General features: G+C 61.8%; 17 protein-coding genes and 4 pseudogenes. 13 read left to right on the top strand and 8 right to left on the bottom strand.

Features of this window, described 5'->3' with window-relative positions:
• Positions 1-37: 37 nt before the first annotated feature.
• On the bottom strand, positions 38-892 hold the full coding sequence (locus J3489_RS21955) for an alpha/beta fold hydrolase (RefSeq protein WP_207001594.1): 855 nt from the start codon (positions 890-892) through the stop codon (positions 38-40).
• A 259-nt stretch (positions 893-1,151) separates the two neighbouring features.
• Between J3489_RS21955 and J3489_RS21960 the strand changes: the two genes are divergently transcribed.
• The 4 genes from J3489_RS21960 (at position 1,152) to J3489_RS21975 (ending at position 4,739) form a co-directional block, all read left to right on the top strand.
• Positions 1,152-1,784, top strand: a complete 633-nt coding sequence (locus J3489_RS21960) for a CGNR zinc finger domain-containing protein (RefSeq protein ID WP_207001595.1) — start codon at positions 1,152-1,154, stop codon at positions 1,782-1,784.
• A gap of 230 nt (positions 1,785-2,014) precedes the next feature.
• On the top strand, positions 2,015-2,290 hold the full coding sequence (locus J3489_RS21965) for a hypothetical protein (protein WP_207001596.1): 276 nt from the start codon (positions 2,015-2,017) through the stop codon (positions 2,288-2,290).
• A gap of 275 nt (positions 2,291-2,565) precedes the next feature.
• Entirely contained in the window at positions 2,566-2,904 is a 339-nt protein-coding gene (locus tag J3489_RS21970) for a DUF4148 domain-containing protein (RefSeq protein ID WP_207001597.1), read from the top strand.
• Positions 2,905-3,065: 161 nt separating this feature from the next.
• The gene (locus tag J3489_RS21975; protein WP_207001598.1) at positions 3,066-4,739 is read left to right on the top strand and encodes an FAD-dependent oxidoreductase; all 1,674 of its coding nucleotides are present in this window, start codon (positions 3,066-3,068) and stop codon (positions 4,737-4,739) included.
• Positions 4,740-4,895: 156 nt separating this feature from the next.
• Here J3489_RS21975 and J3489_RS21980 read toward each other — a convergent pair.
• A pseudogene (locus J3489_RS21980) lies at positions 4,896-5,726 on the bottom strand (class I SAM-dependent methyltransferase); the annotation flags it as partial.
• A 95-nt stretch (positions 5,727-5,821) separates the two neighbouring features.
• On the bottom strand, positions 5,822-7,420 hold the full coding sequence (locus J3489_RS21985; protein WP_309491401.1) for a chloride channel protein: 1,599 nt from the start codon (positions 7,418-7,420) through the stop codon (positions 5,822-5,824).
• Positions 7,421-7,465: 45 nt separating this feature from the next.
• Here J3489_RS21985 and J3489_RS37755 point away from each other — a divergent pair, with 45 nt between their 5' ends.
• Positions 7,466-7,666 carry a hypothetical protein gene (locus J3489_RS37755; RefSeq protein ID WP_242540198.1) on the top strand — a complete coding sequence of 67 codons (201 nt, stop codon included), beginning with the start codon at positions 7,466-7,468 and terminating at the stop codon, positions 7,664-7,666.
• Between the two features lie 93 nt (positions 7,667-7,759).
• Here J3489_RS37755 and J3489_RS21990 read toward each other — a convergent pair whose 3' ends face one another.
• Complete coding sequence (locus J3489_RS21990; RefSeq protein ID WP_207001605.1) at positions 7,760-8,665, bottom strand: LysR substrate-binding domain-containing protein; 906 nt, start codon at positions 8,663-8,665, stop codon at positions 7,760-7,762.
• A gap of 157 nt (positions 8,666-8,822) precedes the next feature.
• Between J3489_RS21990 and J3489_RS21995 the strand changes: the two genes are divergently transcribed.
• The 6 genes and pseudogenes from J3489_RS21995 (at position 8,823) to J3489_RS22020 (ending at position 15,303) form a co-directional block, all read left to right on the top strand.
• Complete coding sequence (locus J3489_RS21995) at positions 8,823-9,851, top strand: DUF1338 domain-containing protein (protein ID WP_207001607.1); 1,029 nt, start codon at positions 8,823-8,825, stop codon at positions 9,849-9,851.
• 1 nt (position 9,852) lies between these two features.
• Positions 9,853-12,804 (top strand): annotated as a pseudogene (locus J3489_RS22000) (FAD-linked oxidase C-terminal domain-containing protein).
• Positions 12,805-12,837: 33 nt separating this feature from the next.
• Positions 12,838-13,119: pseudogene (locus J3489_RS37760) on the top strand (aldehyde dehydrogenase family protein); the annotation flags it as partial.
• 23 nt (positions 13,120-13,142) lie between these two features.
• Positions 13,143-13,346: pseudogene (locus J3489_RS22010) on the top strand (FAD-dependent oxidoreductase); the annotation flags it as partial.
• A 17-nt stretch (positions 13,347-13,363) separates the two neighbouring features.
• The gene (locus J3489_RS22015) at positions 13,364-14,602 is read left to right on the top strand and encodes an aminotransferase-like domain-containing protein (RefSeq protein WP_207001737.1); all 1,239 of its coding nucleotides are present in this window, start codon (positions 13,364-13,366) and stop codon (positions 14,600-14,602) included.
• Complete coding sequence (locus J3489_RS22020) at positions 14,599-15,303, top strand: SDR family oxidoreductase (RefSeq protein WP_207001611.1); 705 nt, start codon at positions 14,599-14,601, stop codon at positions 15,301-15,303. Before J3489_RS22015 ends, J3489_RS22020 begins: the two co-directional genes overlap by 4 nt.
• 59 nt (positions 15,304-15,362) lie before the next feature.
• On the opposite strand, the gene J3489_RS38610 is transcribed toward J3489_RS22020, so the two are convergent.
• The 4 genes from J3489_RS38610 to J3489_RS22035 form a co-directional block, all read right to left on the bottom strand.
• Positions 15,363-15,587 carry a hypothetical protein gene (locus J3489_RS38610; RefSeq protein WP_309491404.1) on the bottom strand — a complete coding sequence of 75 codons (225 nt, stop codon included), beginning with the start codon at positions 15,585-15,587 and terminating at the stop codon, positions 15,363-15,365.
• A 186-nt stretch (positions 15,588-15,773) separates the two neighbouring features.
• Positions 15,774-15,977 (bottom strand): cold-shock protein, encoded by a 204-nt coding sequence (locus J3489_RS22025; protein ID WP_207001613.1) that lies wholly within the window; start codon positions 15,975-15,977, stop codon positions 15,774-15,776.
• A gap of 221 nt (positions 15,978-16,198) precedes the next feature.
• Positions 16,199-16,444 carry a hypothetical protein gene (locus J3489_RS22030; protein WP_207001615.1) on the bottom strand — a complete coding sequence of 82 codons (246 nt, stop codon included), beginning with the start codon at positions 16,442-16,444 and terminating at the stop codon, positions 16,199-16,201.
• A gap of 99 nt (positions 16,445-16,543) precedes the next feature.
• Positions 16,544-17,434 carry a LysR family transcriptional regulator gene (locus J3489_RS22035; protein ID WP_207001617.1) on the bottom strand — a complete coding sequence of 297 codons (891 nt, stop codon included), beginning with the start codon at positions 17,432-17,434 and terminating at the stop codon, positions 16,544-16,546.
• 137 nt (positions 17,435-17,571) lie between these two features.
• Here J3489_RS22035 and J3489_RS22040 point away from each other — a divergent pair, with 137 nt between their 5' ends.
• The gene (locus tag J3489_RS22040) at positions 17,572-18,315 is read left to right on the top strand and encodes an SDR family oxidoreductase (protein ID WP_207001620.1); all 744 of its coding nucleotides are present in this window, start codon (positions 17,572-17,574) and stop codon (positions 18,313-18,315) included.
• A 293-nt stretch (positions 18,316-18,608) separates the two neighbouring features.
• Positions 18,609-18,959 (top strand): hypothetical protein, encoded by a 351-nt coding sequence (locus tag J3489_RS22045; RefSeq protein WP_207001622.1) that lies wholly within the window; start codon positions 18,609-18,611, stop codon positions 18,957-18,959.
• Positions 18,960-19,141: the final 182 nt, after the last annotated feature.

Genomic DNA, 19,141 nt, shown 5'->3' on the forward strand with positions numbered 1-19,141 from the left:
CGAGAGGGGTTGACGCTGCTGACCTGAGCACCAGGGGTCAGCGAATGAGGAAATCGGAAATGGCAGCGGCGATCTCTGCCGCGTGTGTCTCCAGCGCGAAGTGGCCGGTATCGAAGAAGCGGACGACGGCGTCCGGCATGTCGCGCTTGAATGCCTCTGCGCCCGCGGGCAAAAAGAACGGATCGTGCTTGCCCCACACCGCGAGGAACGGCGGCCGATGCGTGCGGAAATAGTCTTGAAACGCGGGATACAGCGCGACGTTGCTTCGATAGTCGCGGAACAGGTCGAGCTGAACTTCGTCCGCGCCGGGCCGGTTCAGATAGAAGCCGTCGAGCGAGTAGCCGTCCGGCGACACGGACGCCGCATCGGGCACGCCATGCGTGTATTGCCAGACGGTCGTCTCGTGCGTGAGCAGCGCGCGAAGCGCTTCGCGATTGGCAGGCGTTGCGTCTTTCCAATAGGCGCGAATCGGATTCCAGCCGTCGCTCAGTCCGTCTTCGTAGGCATTGCCGTTCTGCGAAATGATCGCGGCGATCCGCTCCGGGTGCTTGAGCGCAAGGCGCAAGCCGGTCGGCGCGCCATAGTCGAAGACGTAGATCGCAAAGCGATCGAAACCGATCACCTCGGTGAAGCGGTCGATGACGTTCGCGAGGTTGTCGAACGTGTACGCAAAGCGGTCCCGGCCCGGCATGTCGGACTGACCGAATCCTGGCAGATCCGGCGCGACGATATGGAAACGGCCGGCAAGCTTCGGGATCAAGTCGCGAAACATGTGGCTCGAACTCGGAAAGCCGTGCAGCAGCAGCAGCTTCGGGGCGCCCGAGCGGCCGGCTTCACGGTAGAACACCTTGAAGCCGTCGACGTCGGCGTTGCGATAGGCGATGGAAGTCATGACTTCCCTCCACAGGGAACAAGGTTATGCGGCGGATAAAGGCGGCGTGCGATTTTCTGCATCGCAGGTCGCACGTAGCTCGCAGCAAAAGTTAGCGAGCGCAAACCGATCCGGCTGCCTGCGCGAGGCACATCGATCGGCCCTGTTTTGGTAACCGTTTTGTTGATGTTAGGCAGGTTATTCGTGCTTGATGTAACTTGTCAAATGCTTTTTTAGTGGTTACGATGCGGTCATCGTTATTTCATACTTGTCATGAGAAATGGACTACCGTCAGATTCCCGCGATATTCGTGGCCGATGCCCCGGGCCTCGATTTCCTGAACTCGCTCGCGACGCCGGTCGATGAAGAAGTCGACTGGATTCGCGACGGAGAAGGTTTGCTGGCCTGGCTGGAGCAGGCGGGGATGGTGCCGGGTGCGGTGCTCGCCCAGATGCGCTCGCAGTCTGCGCCGGCCGAGCTCGACGCCGTTGCCGAACAGGCGCGCGCGCTGCGCGAGTGGTTCAGGGGATTTGTCCGGAAGAGGAAAGGGCGTCCGCTGGCCGCCAGGGATTTGCGTGAGCTCCAACCTCTGAATCAACTGCTCGAGCGGGACGAGCAATACGGAGAAATCGTGGCGGACGACACGGACGGAGAGCCGGCCTTTGAATTCCTCGCGAGTCGACGCTGGAAGTCGCCGGAGTCATTGCTGATGCCCATCGCCGAAGCGCTCGCGAGACTCGTATGCGACGAGGACTTCACGCATGTGAAGGCATGCGAAGGCCCGCGATGCACGTTGCTGTTTGCCGATCACACGCGAGGCCACGCGCGGCGCTGGTGCAGCATGGCGATCTGCGGTAACCGCGCGAAGGTTGCGGCTCACCGGAAGCGGCTTAAAGAACGCGAGGGCAACTGATCGGTCGCAAGCTGCCTTTTGCACAATGCTCGATCGAGCGGGCGTGGTCGACTCATGAGGCAGAGTGCGGCCACGACTCAGATTGGGATCAGAGCAGTCTAGGGTTAACCCCTAAAATGGAAATTATCCTTTGCGCACAAGGTACTTAATTGTGAGCGACCTCTTACCTAGACTTGGAATCACCTGCTCCGGACAACAGTCCGCAGCGAAGCCAAGACTGGAGGTTCGCCATGAAATCGCTCATTCAAGCCATTGCAGTTGCCGCGGTACTCAGCGTCCCGGCCGTTTCGTTTGCTCAGTCGGACGCGCCTGTTGCCAGCGCCGCCGTGCAGAACTCCGGTGCGTCCGGCTACGGTGGTGTGGCCGATGACACGTCGGCGTCGGGTTCGCATCATCCGCTTCAAGCACTGGATCATTCGATTCACTCGATGGGACATGCGATCCGTTCGTCGATTCGCCCCGACCCCAATGACGGCATGAAACCGATCTACTTCGGTGCACATTAAGCCCTAACGTTTCCCAATCGTTGTCGGCCCGGCCGGCGAGCGCGAGCGCTGTCCTCAAGATCGAGGCCCGATGTCCATGCTTCGCTCTCGCTGTTCGATTCGTCAAGGATGACTAATTTATCTCGATCGACAGAGGGCGACAATGAAATGGTGAAACTTGTTTTATCGAAGCGGCGCGCCGCAGGCTAACAAAACGTTCATCTTTTTCATTGCAGTTCGATACGTTGCGCGGCCCAATATTGCATCGTCACAACACCGCGCAAGGAGCGGACGACATGAAACCCTTCTGGAGCCAAACTGCGGTGGCGCTTTGCGTGCTGCTGGCAAGCGGCGTGGCGTCGGCGGCCAGCAAGCTGACGCCGGCCGAATGCAACGACTATCCTTTCACGCCGTTGAGCAAATCGGTCACGCATGCTCAACTGATGCAAGAACTCAGCGAACTGGAATCGGTCGGCTACGATCCGGCGGCTGGCGACGAAAGCTACTATCCATCGGACATCCAGTTGGCGCAAGCGCGGCTCAGGTTGAAATACCGTGCCGATTGTCTCGGAGAGGACGTGAAGGTGCCCACGACACGGATTGAATCGAGCAGTGCCCTGTTAGCGCCGATGTAAAACTACTATTCATTGAAAGGGCCAGTCGCCATCGGGCTCGGTACGGCCACGAACAGCCATTCGACAGTGGCAAATAATTCGTCGACAATCGGGATACCGTACCCGCGCTGTACGCGGCAGTTCCACCGCAAGGATCGCGTCTTGGCTTGATGGAGCCCGCCATGAGCAACGACTCTTCAGGTAATCCCCACGAGCTGTCCTCAGGCGGCAGCCGCTACCATCAGGTGTATCCGAAGCTCGACGAAAGTCAGCTGGCGATATTGGAGCGATACGGCGAGCGACGCAAGCTCAAAGCCGGCGACATTTTCTATTCCGAAGGCGATCGGCACATCTCCATGTTTGTCATTCTCTCCGGAACAATCGAGGCGACGAGGGCGTCCGTTCTCGGACCCCATGTGCTGGGCAGATTCGGCGCCGGAACTTTCACCGGCGAGGTTGGAACGCTCGACGGTCGAGCCGCAGCGGCAACGACACGCGCCGTCTCCAATTGCGAGGTTATCGTCATCGATGAGGAGTCACTCCGCGCACTCGTGATTACTGAGGCAGAGTTAAGCGAAACCATCATGCGCGCCTATATCCTGCGCCGCGTTGCTTTTATCCAGGGCGAGCACGCAGGGTTGATCGTGATCGGCAGTACCGCCTCCGCCCCTACGCTTCGGTTGCGTCACTTCCTGAGCCGCAATGGCCAGCCTGCGGCCTACTTCGATGTTGTCGAACACGCCGAGACAAAAGAACTCCTGATGCGTTATGGCGCAACGGCAGCCGACATCCCGGTTGTGGTCACGTTGCAAGGCACCGTTCTCAGGCAACCCAGCAACAGGGCGGTTGCAGACGCGATCGGCCTGAGTCCGGACAGGCTGAATGGCCTGCGTTTCGACCTGGTTGTGGTCGGCGCGGGGCCGGCAGGGCTCGCGGCCGCGGTTTATGCCGCATCAGAGGGATTGAAGGTGGCTGTTCTGGACGCCAAGGCGCCAGGGGGGCAGGCGGGTACCAGTTCCAAGATCGAAAATTACTTCGGCTTTCCGACTGGCATATCGGGGCAGGCGCTGGCCGGCCGCGGCCTGTCTCAATGTCGCAAGTTCGGAGCCGAAGTCGGCGTGCCCATCGAGGCACTGAAGCTTGACTGTGCGGACGCCCAATCGTTTCACATCGGACTGGATCATGACGAGGGCGTTTACGCTCGCGCTGTAGTCATTGCTACCGGTGCGCGTTATCGGAAGCCTGCGCTTCCCCGCCTGGAGCATTTCGAGGGTCGCGGCATCTACTACAGCGCAACATTCATGGAGGGTGCGTTCTGCAACAATGAGGAGTTGATCGTGGTTGGCGGTGGGAATTCGGCGGGACAGGCTGCGGTATTCCTCGCGAGGTTCGCACGTCATGTCCACGTCGCCATTCGCGGCGACGGACTCAGTGCGAGTATGTCGGACTATTTGATCAGGCGGATCAGCGCGACGGCCAACATTACGCTTCACACGAGGACACAGATCGTTGAGTTATGCGGCGAGTCGAAACTTGAGGCGATAAGGTGGGACCGGCAAGGGCAAATCGAACTCAAGCCCATTCAACACGTTTTCCTTTTTCTTGGAGCCCAGCCCAATACCCGGTGGCTTGGCGATTGCGTCGCCCTGGACAAGGATGGGTTCGTGCTGACCGGAGCCGATACCAGCGACAAGTGGGAAGCGGATCGGCCGCCGCATGATCTCGAGACGAGCCGGCCTGGCGTCTTTTCAGCCGGCGACGTGCGCAGCGGTTCAGTTAAGAGAGTGGCAGCGGCGGTGGGAGAGGGCGCAGCCGCCATTCAGGCCGTTCACCAATTTCTTGCTCGCTCCGAATGACGTGTGTCGAGGGTTGCCCGATTCGTCCGTTATGGAGACGGTCGAGTGTCGCTTGCGGGTTGCGGATTCAACCGGTCGATGCAACAGATCGATAAAATCGGTCAGCCGGCGTATCGAAGTTTAGAGTTTTCCTTGGGCGTTCGTTGAGCCGCCGGGCCACGGCAGCGCACTGGCGCGCGTGCCCGTCTTACGCCCGACGATCTCGTAGATCGACACGTCATCATGCTCGAATGCCGCGGCCCAGTCACTCAGATAGTTGCACCAGGTCTGAAAGCTCCGGTCATCGACGAGTTGTCGCAGCGCCGTCTCCTTCGCCCTGAAGTTCGCCTCCCACAAACGCAGCGTCCTCACACAATGCCGGCGCAGGTTCTGAATGGTCGACACCTCGAGTCCGCCTTCCCGCATTGCAGTCAACGCGTAGCCAAGATCGGGCAGTTCGTCGTCCGGGAACACGTATCGGCTGGGAAACGCGCTGTCGTCGATCCCGAACCCGCCGCTGCCCGGCCCGGTCGACATGATGCCGTGACTGACGAGCACGCCGTCCGCTGCAAGACGTTCCTGCAAGGCCGCGACGTACTCAGGCAGATCGCTGCGGCCGTCGTACTCGAACATGCCCAGGCTCGTGATCCGGTCGAACCGGCCTTCGACGTCGGGATAGGCCTGCAATCGAATCTCGACGCGGTCCGCAAGGCCTGCTGCCTTGACGCACTCGTTGGCCCAGTCGAACTGATTTTTCGACAGCGTAATGCCGACGCAACGCGCGCCGAACTTCTCGGCAGCCCGAATGACCAGCGCCCCCCAGCCGCAATCGACATCGAGCAGGCTGTGGCCCGGCCTGAGTCCGATTTTCGTAAGGACGTGGTCGATTTTTTTAAGTTGGGCGGTTGCGAGATCTTCGTCGCCGTTCTCGAAATAGGCGCACGAATAGACCATCCGCGGGTCCAGCCACATCGCGTAGTAATCGTTCGACACGTCGCGCAGGTACCTGTCGCGCTCCGGCAGCAGGTTCGCCGCAACCGACTTGAACCACCGCGTGACCTTTCTGTCATGAGGCATCTGTCTCTCCGTTGTGTTGGTTTTATTCAGTGGTCTGCATCGGCGTGCTCGCCCGGTGCGTCTTGCCGCTTGCTGGTCGGTGCGAAGCGCGTGCTCCGCGGAACCCACACGCGGCGGAATTGCTCCAGCTCACGCTCCTCGGTGAACACCGACAATGACGGCTTGACCAGATCGTGCCGCGATACGATGCCGAGCAGCCGAAACGTGTTCTCGTCTTCGACGACCGGAACGCGGTCGAGTCCCGTGATGGCCAGACGAGCGGCCACGTTTCTGCAGGTTTCGCCAGGCAGCGCGATTTCGGGCCGCCCTTGCGCGAAGAACGAGCCAATCGGGGTATCGGTCTTTCCGGGGGGAATCCGATCGAGCAGCGTCCGGTCTGCCATGCCCACCAGGATCCCCGAGGCGACAACGGGATAGGCCCGATACTTTTGGCTTGACCCGAAATAGTCGCGCAGCACGTCGGCGACGGTCGTTTTTGCATCGATCGTCTGGGCCGCGCGGGTCATGACCTCGTCGACATAATGTCTTTCGAGCGGGTCGATGCTGTACTCGCGATAGATGTGATAGCCGCGACGGGCAATCTTCTCGGTCAGGATCGAGCGGCGCATGAACAGGACCGTAAAGCCATAGGCGACTGCGGCGGCCGCCAGCAGGGGAAGCAAGGCATTGGCGTCGCCCGTCAGCTCGAATGCAAACACGGCTGCCATCACGGGCGCACGCATCATGCCGCCGAGCGCGGCGGCCATGAAGATGAGCGGCCAGACCGCGGGATCGCCTCCGGGCATGTAGGGCGCGGCAAGGGCGCCCACGCCTGCGCCCATCATCAGCAAAGGAGCGAGGACGCCGCCCGATGTGCCCGAGGCCAGCGCGATGACCCAAATGACGGCCTTGACGAGGACGATCGAGATCACGGCGTGCACGGCAAGGTGGTTTTGCAGCAAGTCGCCGATGACGTCGTAGCCGACACCGAGGGCGCGCGGCTGACAATATCCGCCGATGCCGACGACGATGGCCCCCAATGCCGGCCACCACATCCAATGGATGGGAAGCTTGCCGAAGAGATCTTCCACTTTGTAGAGCCACGTGGACAATCCCCAGGACAATGCACCGGCGATCAATCCCGCGATGGCCGACGACACGATACCGATCGGGCCGAGCGGCATCGTGTGCAGCGGAAACAAGGGGCCGCTCCCCAACAGCAGCGGCCGGGTGAAGCCTGCCACGGCACAGGCGATGGCGACCGGCAAGAGGCTGCGGGGCCGCAGTTCGAACAGCAGAAGCTCGATAGCGAGCAGCACGGCCGCCACCGGCGTGCCGAACACCGCGGTCATGCCGGCCACCGCGCCCGCCACCAGGAGCGCCTTGCGTTCGGCGCTCGACAGATGGAAGTACTGCGCGACGAGCGAACCGATTGCGCCGCCCGTCATGATGATCGGGCCTTCCGCGCCGAAGGGGCCGCCGCTGCCGATCGCGATCGCCGAGGCGAGCGGCTTGAGGACGGCAACTTTCGGCGACATCTTGCTCTTTCCGAACAAAATCGCTTCGATGGCCTCCGGTATGCCATGTCCGCGAATCTGCTCGGAACCGAACCGGGCGATCAATCCCACCACCAGCCCGCCGATCACAGGTGCCGCGACGACGAACAGCCCAAGCGTGTTCTGAGAAGGAGAATGGTTCGCCGTCGATATCGTCTGGAAGAAGAACAGGTTCGTGAAGAAGCGGATGAGGTGCAGCAGAAAATCGGCGGCGACGGTGCTCAGCGCGCCGCCGGCGGCAGCGATGACACTGATGCGCAGGAGTCGGACATCCGTTGCGAAATCGCCCTTGTGCTCGCCCATGATTTCCCTTGCCTGGTAGCCGAAGATCGGTAGCGTTCGAGCCGTATATATATCACAACGTGATGTAAAGCGCGAAATGGTTGGCGAGTCTTTTGCGATGCGGGGGCGAGAGAAGGGGGGGCGTGCTCAGCGCTGCCCAGCGTGATAAGCGCCGGCTTGCTCGAGCAGCCACGCTCTGAAGCATTCCAGCGGCTTGCCGTGGCTCAGTTCCGTCGGATAGACGAGGTAATACGCGGAGTCGGCGACCGCTGCCGCGTCGAAGGGGATGACGATGCCGAGCGGCTTGAGCTGCCCCTCGACAAAAAACTTCGGCACCAGCGCCACGCCGAGTCCCGCCGCCGCCGCCGCAATGAGCATCGTATGCAGCTCGTATCGCACGCCTTGCATGGCGGCGTGGTCTTCCACGCCGAGGTTGGCGAACCATTGAGGCCAGGCGTCGGGACGTGTCGTCGAGTGCAGGAGCGGGTAGCTCAGCAACTCGTGCGCCTTCTTGACAGGCTTCGTCAAGAGCGACGGCGAACAGATCGGCACCACCTCTTCGCCGAACAGATAATCCGACGACGTGCCGGGCCACGTCGGTTTGCCGTAGTGAATCGCGGCCTCGAAGTGCGACTCCTCGAACGAGAACATGTCCGTGCGCGCACCCATGTTCACGCGCACATCCGGGTTGTGGTCGTAGAAGTCTTTGAGCCTCGGAATCAGCCACTGGGAGGCAAAGGTCGGGAGCACCGCGAGCTCGAGATAGCCGCCGCCGCTGCCGTGCGCAATGATCGACAGCGTGTCGCGGTCGAGATTCTCCAATGCGCGGCGAACCTGGGTGCCGTACAGCCGGCCGGCGCGCGTGAGCACGACGCGCTGCTTGGCGCGAACGAACAGCCGCACGCCGAGATTCGCCTCGAGCGTCGCGATCTGCCGGGACACGGCGCTCTCCGTGAGAAACATTTCCTTGGCGGCATGCGTGAAGCTCTCGTGCCGGGCCGCCGCTTCGAACGCCATCAGCGCGCCCATGTTCGGAATCTTGAACTTGCGCATGTCAGTTCCAAAAAGTCATCAAGTCACAATTTTATCTCGCTTTACACGGCTCGGAACCGTTTGAATAATGCGTCTCACGAAAGGCCGGCTGCTCGTCCGGGGGCCGGCGGGTGAATGATTGACCGCCTTTGAACGGTCGTGGCTTGTGAGAAAAACGATGCGCAATTCGAACGTTGAACGCCTGTTGCTGAAACTGCTTGGCCCCGCGAAGACGGACTTTCTGTTTTCGACGCTGAATTTCCCTGTCGTCCTTCAAGACTGGGAGGACAGCATTGTGACGCGCGCCGAACTGGCGCAGGCCATGAACATGGCCCTGTTCGAGGGACTCCTGGAGCGCTCGCCGAACGGCCGCAGCTACACGAACGAGGCCATCGCCAAGGGCGGCTCGGTGTATTTCGACCACGGCGCGCTGCGCACCGTCCGATGGGCAAGGAACGGCGCGTTGCCGCCGGGCGAAGCGGCATTCACGCGCATCCTGCGCCCGCTCGGTTTCCGGCTGAATGGGCGCTATCCGCTGGACAAGCTGGGCATGACGGGCCGTGCCTACGCGCACGAAGACGCGCCTGACGAAATCGCGCAGTTCTTCGTCAGCGAACTTCACCCGGAGCGTTTCTCGAAGGCATTCCAGCAGGCCGTGACGAACGTGGCCGGCTCGTCGAAAGATCCGCTGACGCCGGCCGCGGTCGCGCAACTGTGGGAGCTCGAGCGCGAGGGTTCGCTGCCGATCGAGACGGCGCAAGAACTGCTGCCCGTCATCGTCGGCGCGTTTGCTCGCCAGCACGAGGTTCCGAGCGAGGCGGATTACGAAGCGCTGCTCCTCGAGTCGGCGGAAATGGCCTGGATTGCGACCGAAGGCAACGCGTTCAATCACGCGACCGACCGCGTCGAAGACGTCTTCAAGCTCTCGGATGAAGAAAGGGCGAAGGGGCGGCCGATGAAGCCCGAAGTCGAGCGTTCGCGCTCGGGGCGCGTCTTTCAGACCGCATATCGTGCCGACACGGTTTCGCGCGACTTCAAGTCGCGTGACGGCAAGGTCGTAACGCGCAATGTTCCCGGGTCGTTTTACGAATTCATCACTCGCAAGCGCAACTTCGACCAAGCGACGCGCAGCTGGGTCATCGACCTGCGTTTCGACGCCGGCAACGCCCAGGGCATCTTCAAGATGACGGACAACGCAGCCAAGTGACGTGAAAGCCGCCACACCGTTCCAGGCAAGCCAAAGCCTGTTGCAGGGCATCGAAGCCGAACTGCGCGCAGCCATGCGCGGGGAGGTTCGCTTCGATTCCGGAGCGAAGGCCTTGTACGCCTCCGACGCGTCGAACTACCGCCAGATTCCGCTGGGCGTGGTCGTTCCCGCCGATGTCGACGACCTCGTTGCCGCTCTGGACGCGTGCCGGCGCATGGACGTTCCGTTTCTGACGCGAGGCGGCGGCACCTCGCAAAACGGGCAGTGCGTGAACGTGGCGGTCGTTGCGGATGCAAGCAAGTACGTGAACCGGGTGATTCACGTCGACCCGGAAAACCGAAGCGCAATCGTCGAGCCAGGCGTCGTTTGCGACACGTTGCGCGACGCGGCGCAAGTCCACGGACTGACGTTTGCGCCGGATCCCGCGACGCACAGCCGATGCACGCTTGGCGGCATGATCGCCAACAACTCGTGCGGCGCGCACTCGGTGATGGCGGGAAAGACGGTCGAGAACGTCGAGGCGCTTGAAATCGCCACGTACGACGGCGCGCGCTTCTGGGTCGGCCCGACCGCCGAGCCGGAACTCGAAGCGATCGTGGCGCTTGGCGGCCGGCGCGGCGAGATCTACCGCAAGCTGCGCGACCTGCGCGACCGTTACGCCGAAGACATCCGCAACGCGTTTCCGCAAATCAAGCGGCGGGTCTCGGGATTCAACCTGGACCAGCTTCTCCCGGAGAACGGCTTTAACGTGGCTCGCGCGCTCGTGGGCACGGAAGGGACTTGCGCCGTCACGCTACGTGCAAAGGTGCGGCTCGTGCATAGCCCGTCAAGCCGGGTGCTGCTTGTCCTCGGCTTCAAGGACATCTACACGGCCGCCGACGCCGTCCCTCACTTCAACCGCTTCGCACCGATCGCGATCGAGGGGCTCGACCGCGGCATCATTCGCGGTTTGCAGGCACGCGGGCTAAAGAAGGACGAGATTGCGTCGTTGCCGGAAGGCGACGCATGGGTCGTGCTGGAGTTCGGCGCCGACTCCGCCGCGCAAGCGCGCGAGCAGGCGCTCGAGGCCGACGCGTACTTCAAGTCCTGCGCAGGCGGCGCCGGCATCGCCGGCGTCATCGTCGAGGAGAAGGGCAAGCAACAGAAGATCTGGTCGATCCGCGAGACGGGGGCGTCTGCCGTGGCGCTGTCCGTCGACCCGTCGAAGCCCGACCCGATCGTGGGCTGGGAAGACGCTGCCGTCGACCCGCTGCGGCTCGGCGACTATTTGCGCCAGTTTCAGGCGCTCGTCGATCGCTTCGGCTACGAAACTTGCCTCTACGGCCATTTCGGCGACGGCTGCGTGCACGCACGGATCACGTTCGACATTCGCACTGCGGAGGGCGTCCTGAAGTGGCGCAGCTTCCTGCGCGAGGCCGCTCAGCTCGTCGTCGATTTCGGCGGCTCGCTATCGGGTGAGCACGGCGACGGCCAGGCGAAGGCCGAATTTCTTCCGATCATGTACAGCCCCGCGATCATGCGGGCGATGGAAGAGTTCAAGGCCATCTGGGACCCGGCGAATCGCCTGAATCCCGGCAAGGTCGTCCACGCGTACCGGGCGGACGAGAATTTGCGCTTGGGGCCTGCCTACAAGCCCGTGAAGCTCGCGACCAAGCTGACGTTCTCGAGTCCGGAAGGCGATGGCTTGCAGCGTGCGGTCGAGCGCTGTATCGGCATGGGCAAGTGCCGCTCGCTCGACGGCGGCACGATGTGCCCGAGCTTTCGCGCGACGAGGGAGGAGACATTTTCGACGCGAGGCCGGGCGCATCTCTTTTGGGAGATGCTGCAGGGCGAAATCATCACCGACGGATGGAACAGCACCGAGGTGAAAGCCGCGCTCGACGCGTGCCTGGCCTGCAAGGGCTGCAAGTCGGAGTGCCCGACGCATACCGATATGGCGTCGTACAAGGCTGAATTCATGTCGCACTACTACGAAAATCGTCGCCGGCCGCGGCAGGCGATGTTCATGGGGAGGATTGGACAATGGGCGCCGATCGCGAGCCGTTTTCCAGGGTTGATGAATTTCATGACTTCGGCCCGGCCCTTGGCGCGTATCGGCAAGTGGGCCGCGGGCGTCGCTCAGGAGAGGCGCCTTCCGGCATTCGCGCCGCGCACGTTCAGGGCCATAGCCAGGCAGCGCGGGACGGCGGGCGCGCCGCCAATAGCGAAGCCGGCTCGCAAGGTCATCCTCTGGGTCGATACCTTCAACGACCACTTCTCGCCCGAGATCGCAACCGCCGCGTTCGACGTACTGACGCGGATCGGCTTCGACGTGGTCTTGCCGCGCAAGCGTCTTTGCTGCGGCAGACCGCTGTATGACTACGGTCTGCTCGACGCAGCGCGTGCACTGCTGCAAAGCGCGGTGCACGAGCTCTCCGACGACATTCGCGCAGGTGTGCCGGTTGTCGGATTGGAGCCCGGTTGCTTGTCAGTCTTCAAGGATGAATTGCTGAAGCAATAGCCCGATGATGCGACGGCGAAGAAGCTGTCGGAACAAACGTTCCTGTTCGCCGATTTTGTCGCGCGCGCGGATTTCGAGTGGCCTCAGCTCGACGCCGAGGTCGTCGTCCATGGGCACTGCCACCAGAAGTCGCTCTTCGGCATGCAAGGGGAGACGGCGCTTTTCGACAAGCTCGGTGTGCGCTGGTCGCTTCTGGATACGGGATGTTGCGGGATGGCGGGCTCGTTCGGATTCAATGCCGAACACTATGCGCTGTCGATGAAGATCGCGGAGGACAAGTTGCTGCCGCTCGTGCGCAGCGCTTCGGCTAATGCCATTGTCGTCACCAACGGCTTTAGCTGCCGCGAGCAGATTCAGCAGGGCGCGGGCAGGCAGCCCATTCACGTCGCGCAACTCGTGCAGCAGGCGCTCGCCCAGGGTGTGTCCGCTACCGTCGCGACCGCCGGAGCTTGAATTTCGAATTGGAAATAGCGTAGAGGAACCTCAGTGAAAGCATCGACCATTCTTTCCGAACTCGGCATTGCTCACCTCACGGAGACCTGCGCCATCGCCGTTCATTCGCCGATCGATCGCGAGCTCATCGGCCGCGCCGCGAGCCACTCGGTTGCCGATGTCGACGCCGCCCTCGCGAAAGCGCAGGCCGCTTACCAAGTGTGGCGCAACGTGCCCGCGCCGCGCCCGGGAGAGCTGGTGCGCATGTTGGGCAACAAGCTGAATCTGGATCAAGTCGTGAGTTCTCAAGTCGTTATCGTCGGCGGCGGGGTCATCGGCAGTTCTATCGCTGACTTCTTGCGATCATCGGCTATCACCCGGAAATCGAGAACTGCGTGTTTGCGAACGGCTATAGGGGCCACGGGCTTCAACAGGGTCCGGCAACGGGGCGCGGAGTGAGCGAGTTGATTCTCAGCGGGAAGTACACGACGCTCGACCTCTCGGCATTGAGCTGGGAGCGCGTGCTCGACAACCGGCCCATTTTCGAAAAGGACGTCGTATGAGCAGGACAGGCCCATCCATGTATGAATTCACCGCTCCTTTTCAGAACCCCTCGGGTTCTCCGATTCGAGAGCTGTTCAAGTATTTGAGCGAACCCGGAATGATTTCCTTCGCGGGCGGTTATCCGGCCAGCGACCTTTTCGACGTCGACGGATTGCAATCGGCCGCGGCACGCGCGTATCAGGCGTCGAGCCGCTGCTTGCAGTACGGACCTACCGATGGGCTTCCCGAATTGAAGCGCGAGCTCGTGAAGCTGATGGGGCACCGCGGGGTTGAGTGCGGCCTGAACGAATTGCTGGTGACGACCGGCTCTCAGCAAGGATTGGATCTGCTGCTGCGAGTCTTCGTCAATCCAGGCGATGTGGTGCTCACCGAGCAACCCGCGTATCCCGCCACGTTGCAGGCGCTGAAACTCCAGCAGGCTGAAATCGTCACGCTGCCGGTAGACGGCGAAGGGCTCGACGTGGACAAGCTTGCCGCGCTCCTCGCGTCGGGCGAGGTAGTGCGGCCGAAGCTGCTCTATACCGTGCCGACCTTCGCGAATCCGACCGGGGCGACACTCACGCGGGAGCGCCGCGTTGCGCTGCTTAAGCTTGCTGCAAAATACAAGTTCCTCGTTGTCGAGGACGATCCGTATGGCGACCTTCGCTTTGCGGGCGAACCCGTCCCCTCGATTCTCGCGCTGACGGCAGAGGTTGAAGGCTCGCGCGACCGGGTCGTGCATTTTGCGAGCCTGTCGAAGATCGCGGCTCCCGGACTGCGAGTGGGCTGGACGATTGCTCCCGCTGAAATCGCGCGCCGTTGCATCATTGCGAAGCAGACTGTCGACCTCTGCAGTTCCCCGTGGACCCAGGCGATCGCAGCGGAATATCTGGCCGATGGCTCGCTCGAACGGCATCTGCCGGCCATCACGGCGAGGTACCAGCTCAAGTGCGATATATTGTGCCGCGAACTACGCTCGCAACTTGGCCGCGCCATCGCGTTCCATCAGCCTGAAGGCGGCATGTTCGTGTGGGCGAGAATCGACGGCATCGACGCATCGGAACTGCTCAAGCACGCCGTCGAAAGCAAGGTCGTCTTTGTTCCGGGAAAAGCGTTCTTCGCGGACAAGCTCGACGCGGCATCGCTGCGCCTCTCTTTTGCAGCGCCGGGCGTCGAGGCAATTCAGGAAGGCGTGAAGCGGTTGAAGCACGCGTACGACGCGGCGCTGGCCGCCGGCGCTTCGCCTATCCAGTCTTCATTTGGGAGAAAAGCATGACGGTAGAGAAAGTGGCCCTGATCACGGCAGCGGGCAAAGGCATGGGGGCGGCGATCGCAAAAGAACTCGCAGCGAGCGGCTACCGGGTCGCGCTGATGTCGCCGTCGGGCAGCGCCGCGAAGCTCGCGGAGGAACTGGGCGGTTTTGGCATTGCGGGTTCGGTGACCGAAGAAGCCGATATCGACAGGCTCGTGCGCGAAACGCTCGCCAGGTACGGCCGTATCGATGCCGTCGTCAACAATACGGGGCATCCGCCGAAGGGTGACTTGTTGTCGATCGAGGACGAGAAGTGGCATGCCGCTCTCGATCTGATCGTTCTCAATGTCGCGCGTGTGCTGCGCCGTGTGACGCCGGTCTTCCAAGCTCAAGGGGGCGGGGCGGTCGTCAATATCTCGAGCTTCGCGGCCGACGCGCCGGAGCAAGCGATGCCGGTTTCGTCGGCACTGCGAGCGGCTCTGAGCGCGTACACACGCCTCTATGCGGACCGTTACGCCGCCGAGAACATCCGCATCAACTCGGTTCTGCCCGGCTTCATCGACAGCTGGCCGGAGACGCCCGAGATCGTCGCTCGCATTCCCGCCGGCCGCTTCGGCAAGACGCAGGAAATCGCCAAGACCGTCGCTTTCCTGCTGTCGGAAGGCGCTGGTTACATCACCGGACAGAACATCCGGGTGGACGGCGGCATTGTCCGCGCGCTGTAAGTCTTTGAAGCAGATTGCGAAGCCGCCCTTAAGAGGACGCAATGGTGCAGCGGGAGGGTTCAGCCGCGAGTGTCGATCCACTCGCGCGCCCACCGGTCCGAATAACCTAGGGCTTCTTTTTCAGTCGTGAAGTATCCGAGCGAGTAAAACTCGTAACACATTCGCTCGCTACGAGCGTCGGAGCGCTTGAGTGTCAGGTTTGAGGAATAACCGCCGTCAGGCAGACGATGGACCGACGGCCTGACCGCGTAACCGCGGTAGTGTCTGGGGACAGGAATTTGCACTATTGCCTTTAGAAAAAAACGCTGGAGTCGGCCGTCCCATGCGGGAAGCTGATCCAATAAGATGTCAGGGCTTGCTCAATGATGGATGCAGGCAGCAACATGCGCCGGCTGGCCTGAAACAGGCCAGGCGGCAAGCATTTCCTGCGAGTCGGCGCCCGCGCCGGTAAAGGCGGACGCGAAGAGACTTTACAGCGGCTTGATGTTGGACGCCTGCAGCCCCTTGGGGCCACGCTTCGTCTCGTAGCTGACTTTTTGACCTTCGGCGAGCGTCTTGAATCCGTCGCCACTAATCTCGGAGAAATGCGCGAACAAATCGTCGCCGCCCGCATCAGGCGTAATAAAACCAAAACCCTTGCTGTCGTTAAACCACTTTACGGTACCGGTGTCCATGGAATTCTCCTGGAAATGAACAACTACGTGCGCCTCGAAATAGGCGCGGGGAAAAGAATCAAGGAGGGAGAGGGCAACGAGTACCGCGGTCCGCGGCTAATGATGAACAGCTATCGCACTTCTTGAAGACTTCAGCCGGTCAGGCTGCGCCTAAACAGGTAGAGAGTCAAGCTATTTCGTTCGGCTGCATCGCGGACTCGTTCGCGCACGAAAATCGCTCATTAGTGCCGGCGCCTCAGATGCTTGCTCACCACGAATTCGTTTGCGACCTCGTTGTGAATCTCACTCACGGCGATCACGCCATTGCGCGCGGTGCGGGGCTCCCAGTCAATCCCGATGGCGTCTTCGCAACGACCGTTCCTGGGCACGAGAAACATCTGTAATCCTGTCGAGTAGCAATCATGTTCAGGCAGGCGCCGGTTGATCTCGTTGACGAATTCTTCCGGGGTGATGATGGGTTTGTGCATGACGCCCTCCTATGGGGTGTGAGGCCATCGTAACACCGACCCGAATCGCCGGCGGTCAGGCGTACGAGCGTTCGCGCTCGCTGTCGGGAGGCAAATTCGTTACCCCGCTGCCTCGAAGATATCGCGCAGCCACTGCGCGAATACCCTGACTCGCGACGAAAGCTGACGGTTGTGCGGATACAGCACCGACACGGGCATCGGTGGCGGCGCAAAGGCGGCGAGCACAACCCTCAGTGTTCCGGCAGCCAATTCGCCCGACACGCGGTAGCGGGGCACCTGAACCATGCCGAGGCCCGCCACCGCGGCGCCCGTATACAGATCCGCCCCCGTGACCGACACGATCGACGCAAGCTGCATCTCGATCACTTCTCCGTCGACAGTGAATTCCATCGGCAGCGCCCTTCCCGAGCCGCTGGAGAGGTAATTCACCGCGCGGTGGGCCTCGAGCGCCTGCAGCGTCGCCGGTTCGCCGAATTGCGCGAGATAGGCGGGACTCGCCACGGTGACCTGTTCCAGCGAAGCGACGCGCCGCCCGACCATCGACGAATCCTGCAGCGTCCCCGCCCGCAGCACGCAATCGATCCCCTCGCGCACCAGATCGACCAGCCGGTCATCCTCGCCGATGTAGAGCTCGATACCGGGATACTGCGCGACGAAATCCGCCAATGCGGGCACGACAAAGTGCTTCGCCAGCGTCCCCTGTACATTCACGCGCAGCAGTCCCTTTGGGGCGGCGTTGCGAAACGAGCCTTCCGCTTCCTCCAGATCGGCCACGAGGCGCACGCAGCGGCGATAGAACGCCTCGCCGTCATGGGTCAGGCGCACCGTGCGCGTCGTCCGCTCCAAGAGCCGCGTGCCGAGCCGTTCCTCCATCCGCTTCATCAGATTGGTGACGGTGGCACGCGGAATCTGCAGGTCGTCCGCCGCGCGGGTAAAACTGCCGCGCTCGGCGATTCGGATAAAAACCTGCATTTCCTGGAAACGGTCCATATGAGCGCGTCGAGGCCAATTGTTAAAGTAAATGGAATGATGATATCAGTTCGTTGGCAATTATCTTTGCCGTCGAATCGTCGAATATTCGTCTCACCGACTCACTGCCTGAATCACCCGCCGAAAAGGAGCGAATCATGACCCTCATCAAGAACAGCCAGGTTGCCATCGTGACAGGCGCATCACGTGGGATCGGCGCGGCGGTTGCGCGGCGCCTCGCCAGCGACGGTTTCGCCGTCGCCATCAACTATGCGTCGAGCTCGAAGGAGGCCGAGGCGCTGGTCGCCGAGCTGTCGGCGCAAGGCGTGAAGGCCATTGCAGTCAAGGCAGACGTCGCGAACGCCGGCGCAATCCGGACGATGTTCGAGATCGCCGAACAGCAGCTCGGCACGATCGACGTGCTCGTGAACAACGCCGGCGTGCTGAAAACGGTGCCGCTCGCCGATACCTCGGACGCGCTGTACGACCAGACCTTCGACATCAACGTGCGCGGCACCTTTAACACGCTGCGTGAAGCAGCGGGGCGGATGAACGAAGGCGGCCGCATCGTGAACTTCTCGAGCACGACGCTCGCGCTGAACATGCCGGGCTACGCGGTCTACAACGCGACCAAGGCCGCTGTCGAGGCATTCACCCACGTCTTCGCGAAGGAACTGCGCGGTCGCCGCATTAGCGTGAACGCGGTTGCGCCGGGCCCGATCGCGACGTCGCTGTTTCTCGACGGCAAGACTGAAGAGCAGATCCGGACCTTCGCGAACATGCCGCCGCTGCAACGCCTCGGCCAGCCGGAGGACATCGCCTCGGTGGTCTCGTTCCTCGCCAGCGCGGATGCCGGCTGGGTCAATGGCCAGATTCTGCGTGCGAATGGCGGTGTGGCATGAAGCTGATGCCGCGCTTGAAATTGCCCGATCGAGGCGCTCTACCCGCAGGTCGCCATGGACCTTGTAGCGGGAGCAAAGTGACCAAAATCAGATCGAAAATTTGCGAATTTGCGCCGCAAATCCTGCGACGGCGCGTTTTCTTTTAGGAGTATTCCACTTGGAAAATGAGCCCGCATGCATTTCTGCGTGGGAGATGCAATTAATAGAATGACCACACTTTCCGCGGAGCGTGCTTCCCCGACGATTCCAGGAAGGCAACCGGACTGCCAATAACTACCTGAGAGGGGGCATTTATGTACGTCGATTTGGGCAAAGGGAGATTCATTATCGATGCGGCGAGTGATCCGTATGCGCTGTCGGCCATGCAGTCGTATGCGGACGCATGCGAGCTGACAGTTCCGGATTTGGCTTCCGCGTTACGCCATCGGTTGGGCATCCTCTATACGCGTTCCGCGAGTGGGGATGCGATGTGGCGTTGGCTCGCCGTCGCGCAGGAGTATGCAAAGAGCCTGCCGGACTACAGTGAGGCTTCCTGGCAACAAGTGCGTTCGGCTTTGGCCGCCGTGGCGCAGGCGGGCGGCACCGAATCGGTTGCGCTCATGGAGCGCGCGCCGGTCGACCTGGGTTCGCCGGCCGGCTTCTGATTTCTGGGGGGCAGGCTATCTATAGGAAAAGTCGGCCGTGATCCGGAATCAGACGCGGATTGCTTTTGCGGTGCGGATATCGAGCTGGATTTTATTCGCCGAATCGAGGATGGGAATTATCCTATTCTCGATTCGGAGTTTTGGGGGGGGGTCCGATGCGCGGCGTGCGGGCAATATGGCGG

Origin of the sequence: Trinickia mobilis, from assembly GCF_017315705.1 — a bacterium.
Classification (GTDB): Bacteria; Pseudomonadota; Gammaproteobacteria; order Burkholderiales; family Burkholderiaceae; genus Trinickia_A; species Trinickia_A mobilis.

Excerpts from the sequence above, each read along its gene's own strand:
- J3489_RS21955 (WP_207001594.1), bottom strand. The coding sequence starts at position 892 with ATGACTTCCATCGCCTATCGCAACGCCGACGTCGACGGCTTCAAGGTG.
- J3489_RS21960 (WP_207001595.1), top strand. The coding sequence starts at position 1,152 with ATGGACTACCGTCAGATTCCCGCGATATTCGTGGCCGATGCCCCGGGC.
- J3489_RS21965 (WP_207001596.1), top strand. The coding sequence starts at position 2,015 with ATGAAATCGCTCATTCAAGCCATTGCAGTTGCCGCGGTACTCAGCGTC.
- J3489_RS21970 (WP_207001597.1), top strand. The coding sequence starts at position 2,566 with ATGAAACCCTTCTGGAGCCAAACTGCGGTGGCGCTTTGCGTGCTGCTG.
- J3489_RS21975 (WP_207001598.1), top strand. The coding sequence starts at position 3,066 with ATGAGCAACGACTCTTCAGGTAATCCCCACGAGCTGTCCTCAGGCGGC.
- J3489_RS37755 (WP_242540198.1), top strand. The coding sequence starts at position 7,466 with ATGGTTCGCCGTCGATATCGTCTGGAAGAAGAACAGGTTCGTGAAGAA.
- J3489_RS21990 (WP_207001605.1), bottom strand. The coding sequence starts at position 8,665 with ATGCGCAAGTTCAAGATTCCGAACATGGGCGCGCTGATGGCGTTCGAA.
- J3489_RS21995 (WP_207001607.1), top strand. The coding sequence starts at position 8,823 with ATGCGCAATTCGAACGTTGAACGCCTGTTGCTGAAACTGCTTGGCCCC.
- J3489_RS22015 (WP_207001737.1), top strand. The coding sequence starts at position 13,364 with ATGTATGAATTCACCGCTCCTTTTCAGAACCCCTCGGGTTCTCCGATT.
- J3489_RS22020 (WP_207001611.1), top strand. The coding sequence starts at position 14,599 with ATGACGGTAGAGAAAGTGGCCCTGATCACGGCAGCGGGCAAAGGCATG.
- J3489_RS22025 (WP_207001613.1), bottom strand. The coding sequence starts at position 15,977 with ATGGACACCGGTACCGTAAAGTGGTTTAACGACAGCAAGGGTTTTGGT.
- J3489_RS22030 (WP_207001615.1), bottom strand. The coding sequence starts at position 16,444 with ATGCACAAACCCATCATCACCCCGGAAGAATTCGTCAACGAGATCAAC.
- J3489_RS22035 (WP_207001617.1), bottom strand. The coding sequence starts at position 17,434 with ATGGACCGTTTCCAGGAAATGCAGGTTTTTATCCGAATCGCCGAGCGC.
- J3489_RS22040 (WP_207001620.1), top strand. The coding sequence starts at position 17,572 with ATGACCCTCATCAAGAACAGCCAGGTTGCCATCGTGACAGGCGCATCA.
- J3489_RS22045 (WP_207001622.1), top strand. The coding sequence starts at position 18,609 with ATGTACGTCGATTTGGGCAAAGGGAGATTCATTATCGATGCGGCGAGT.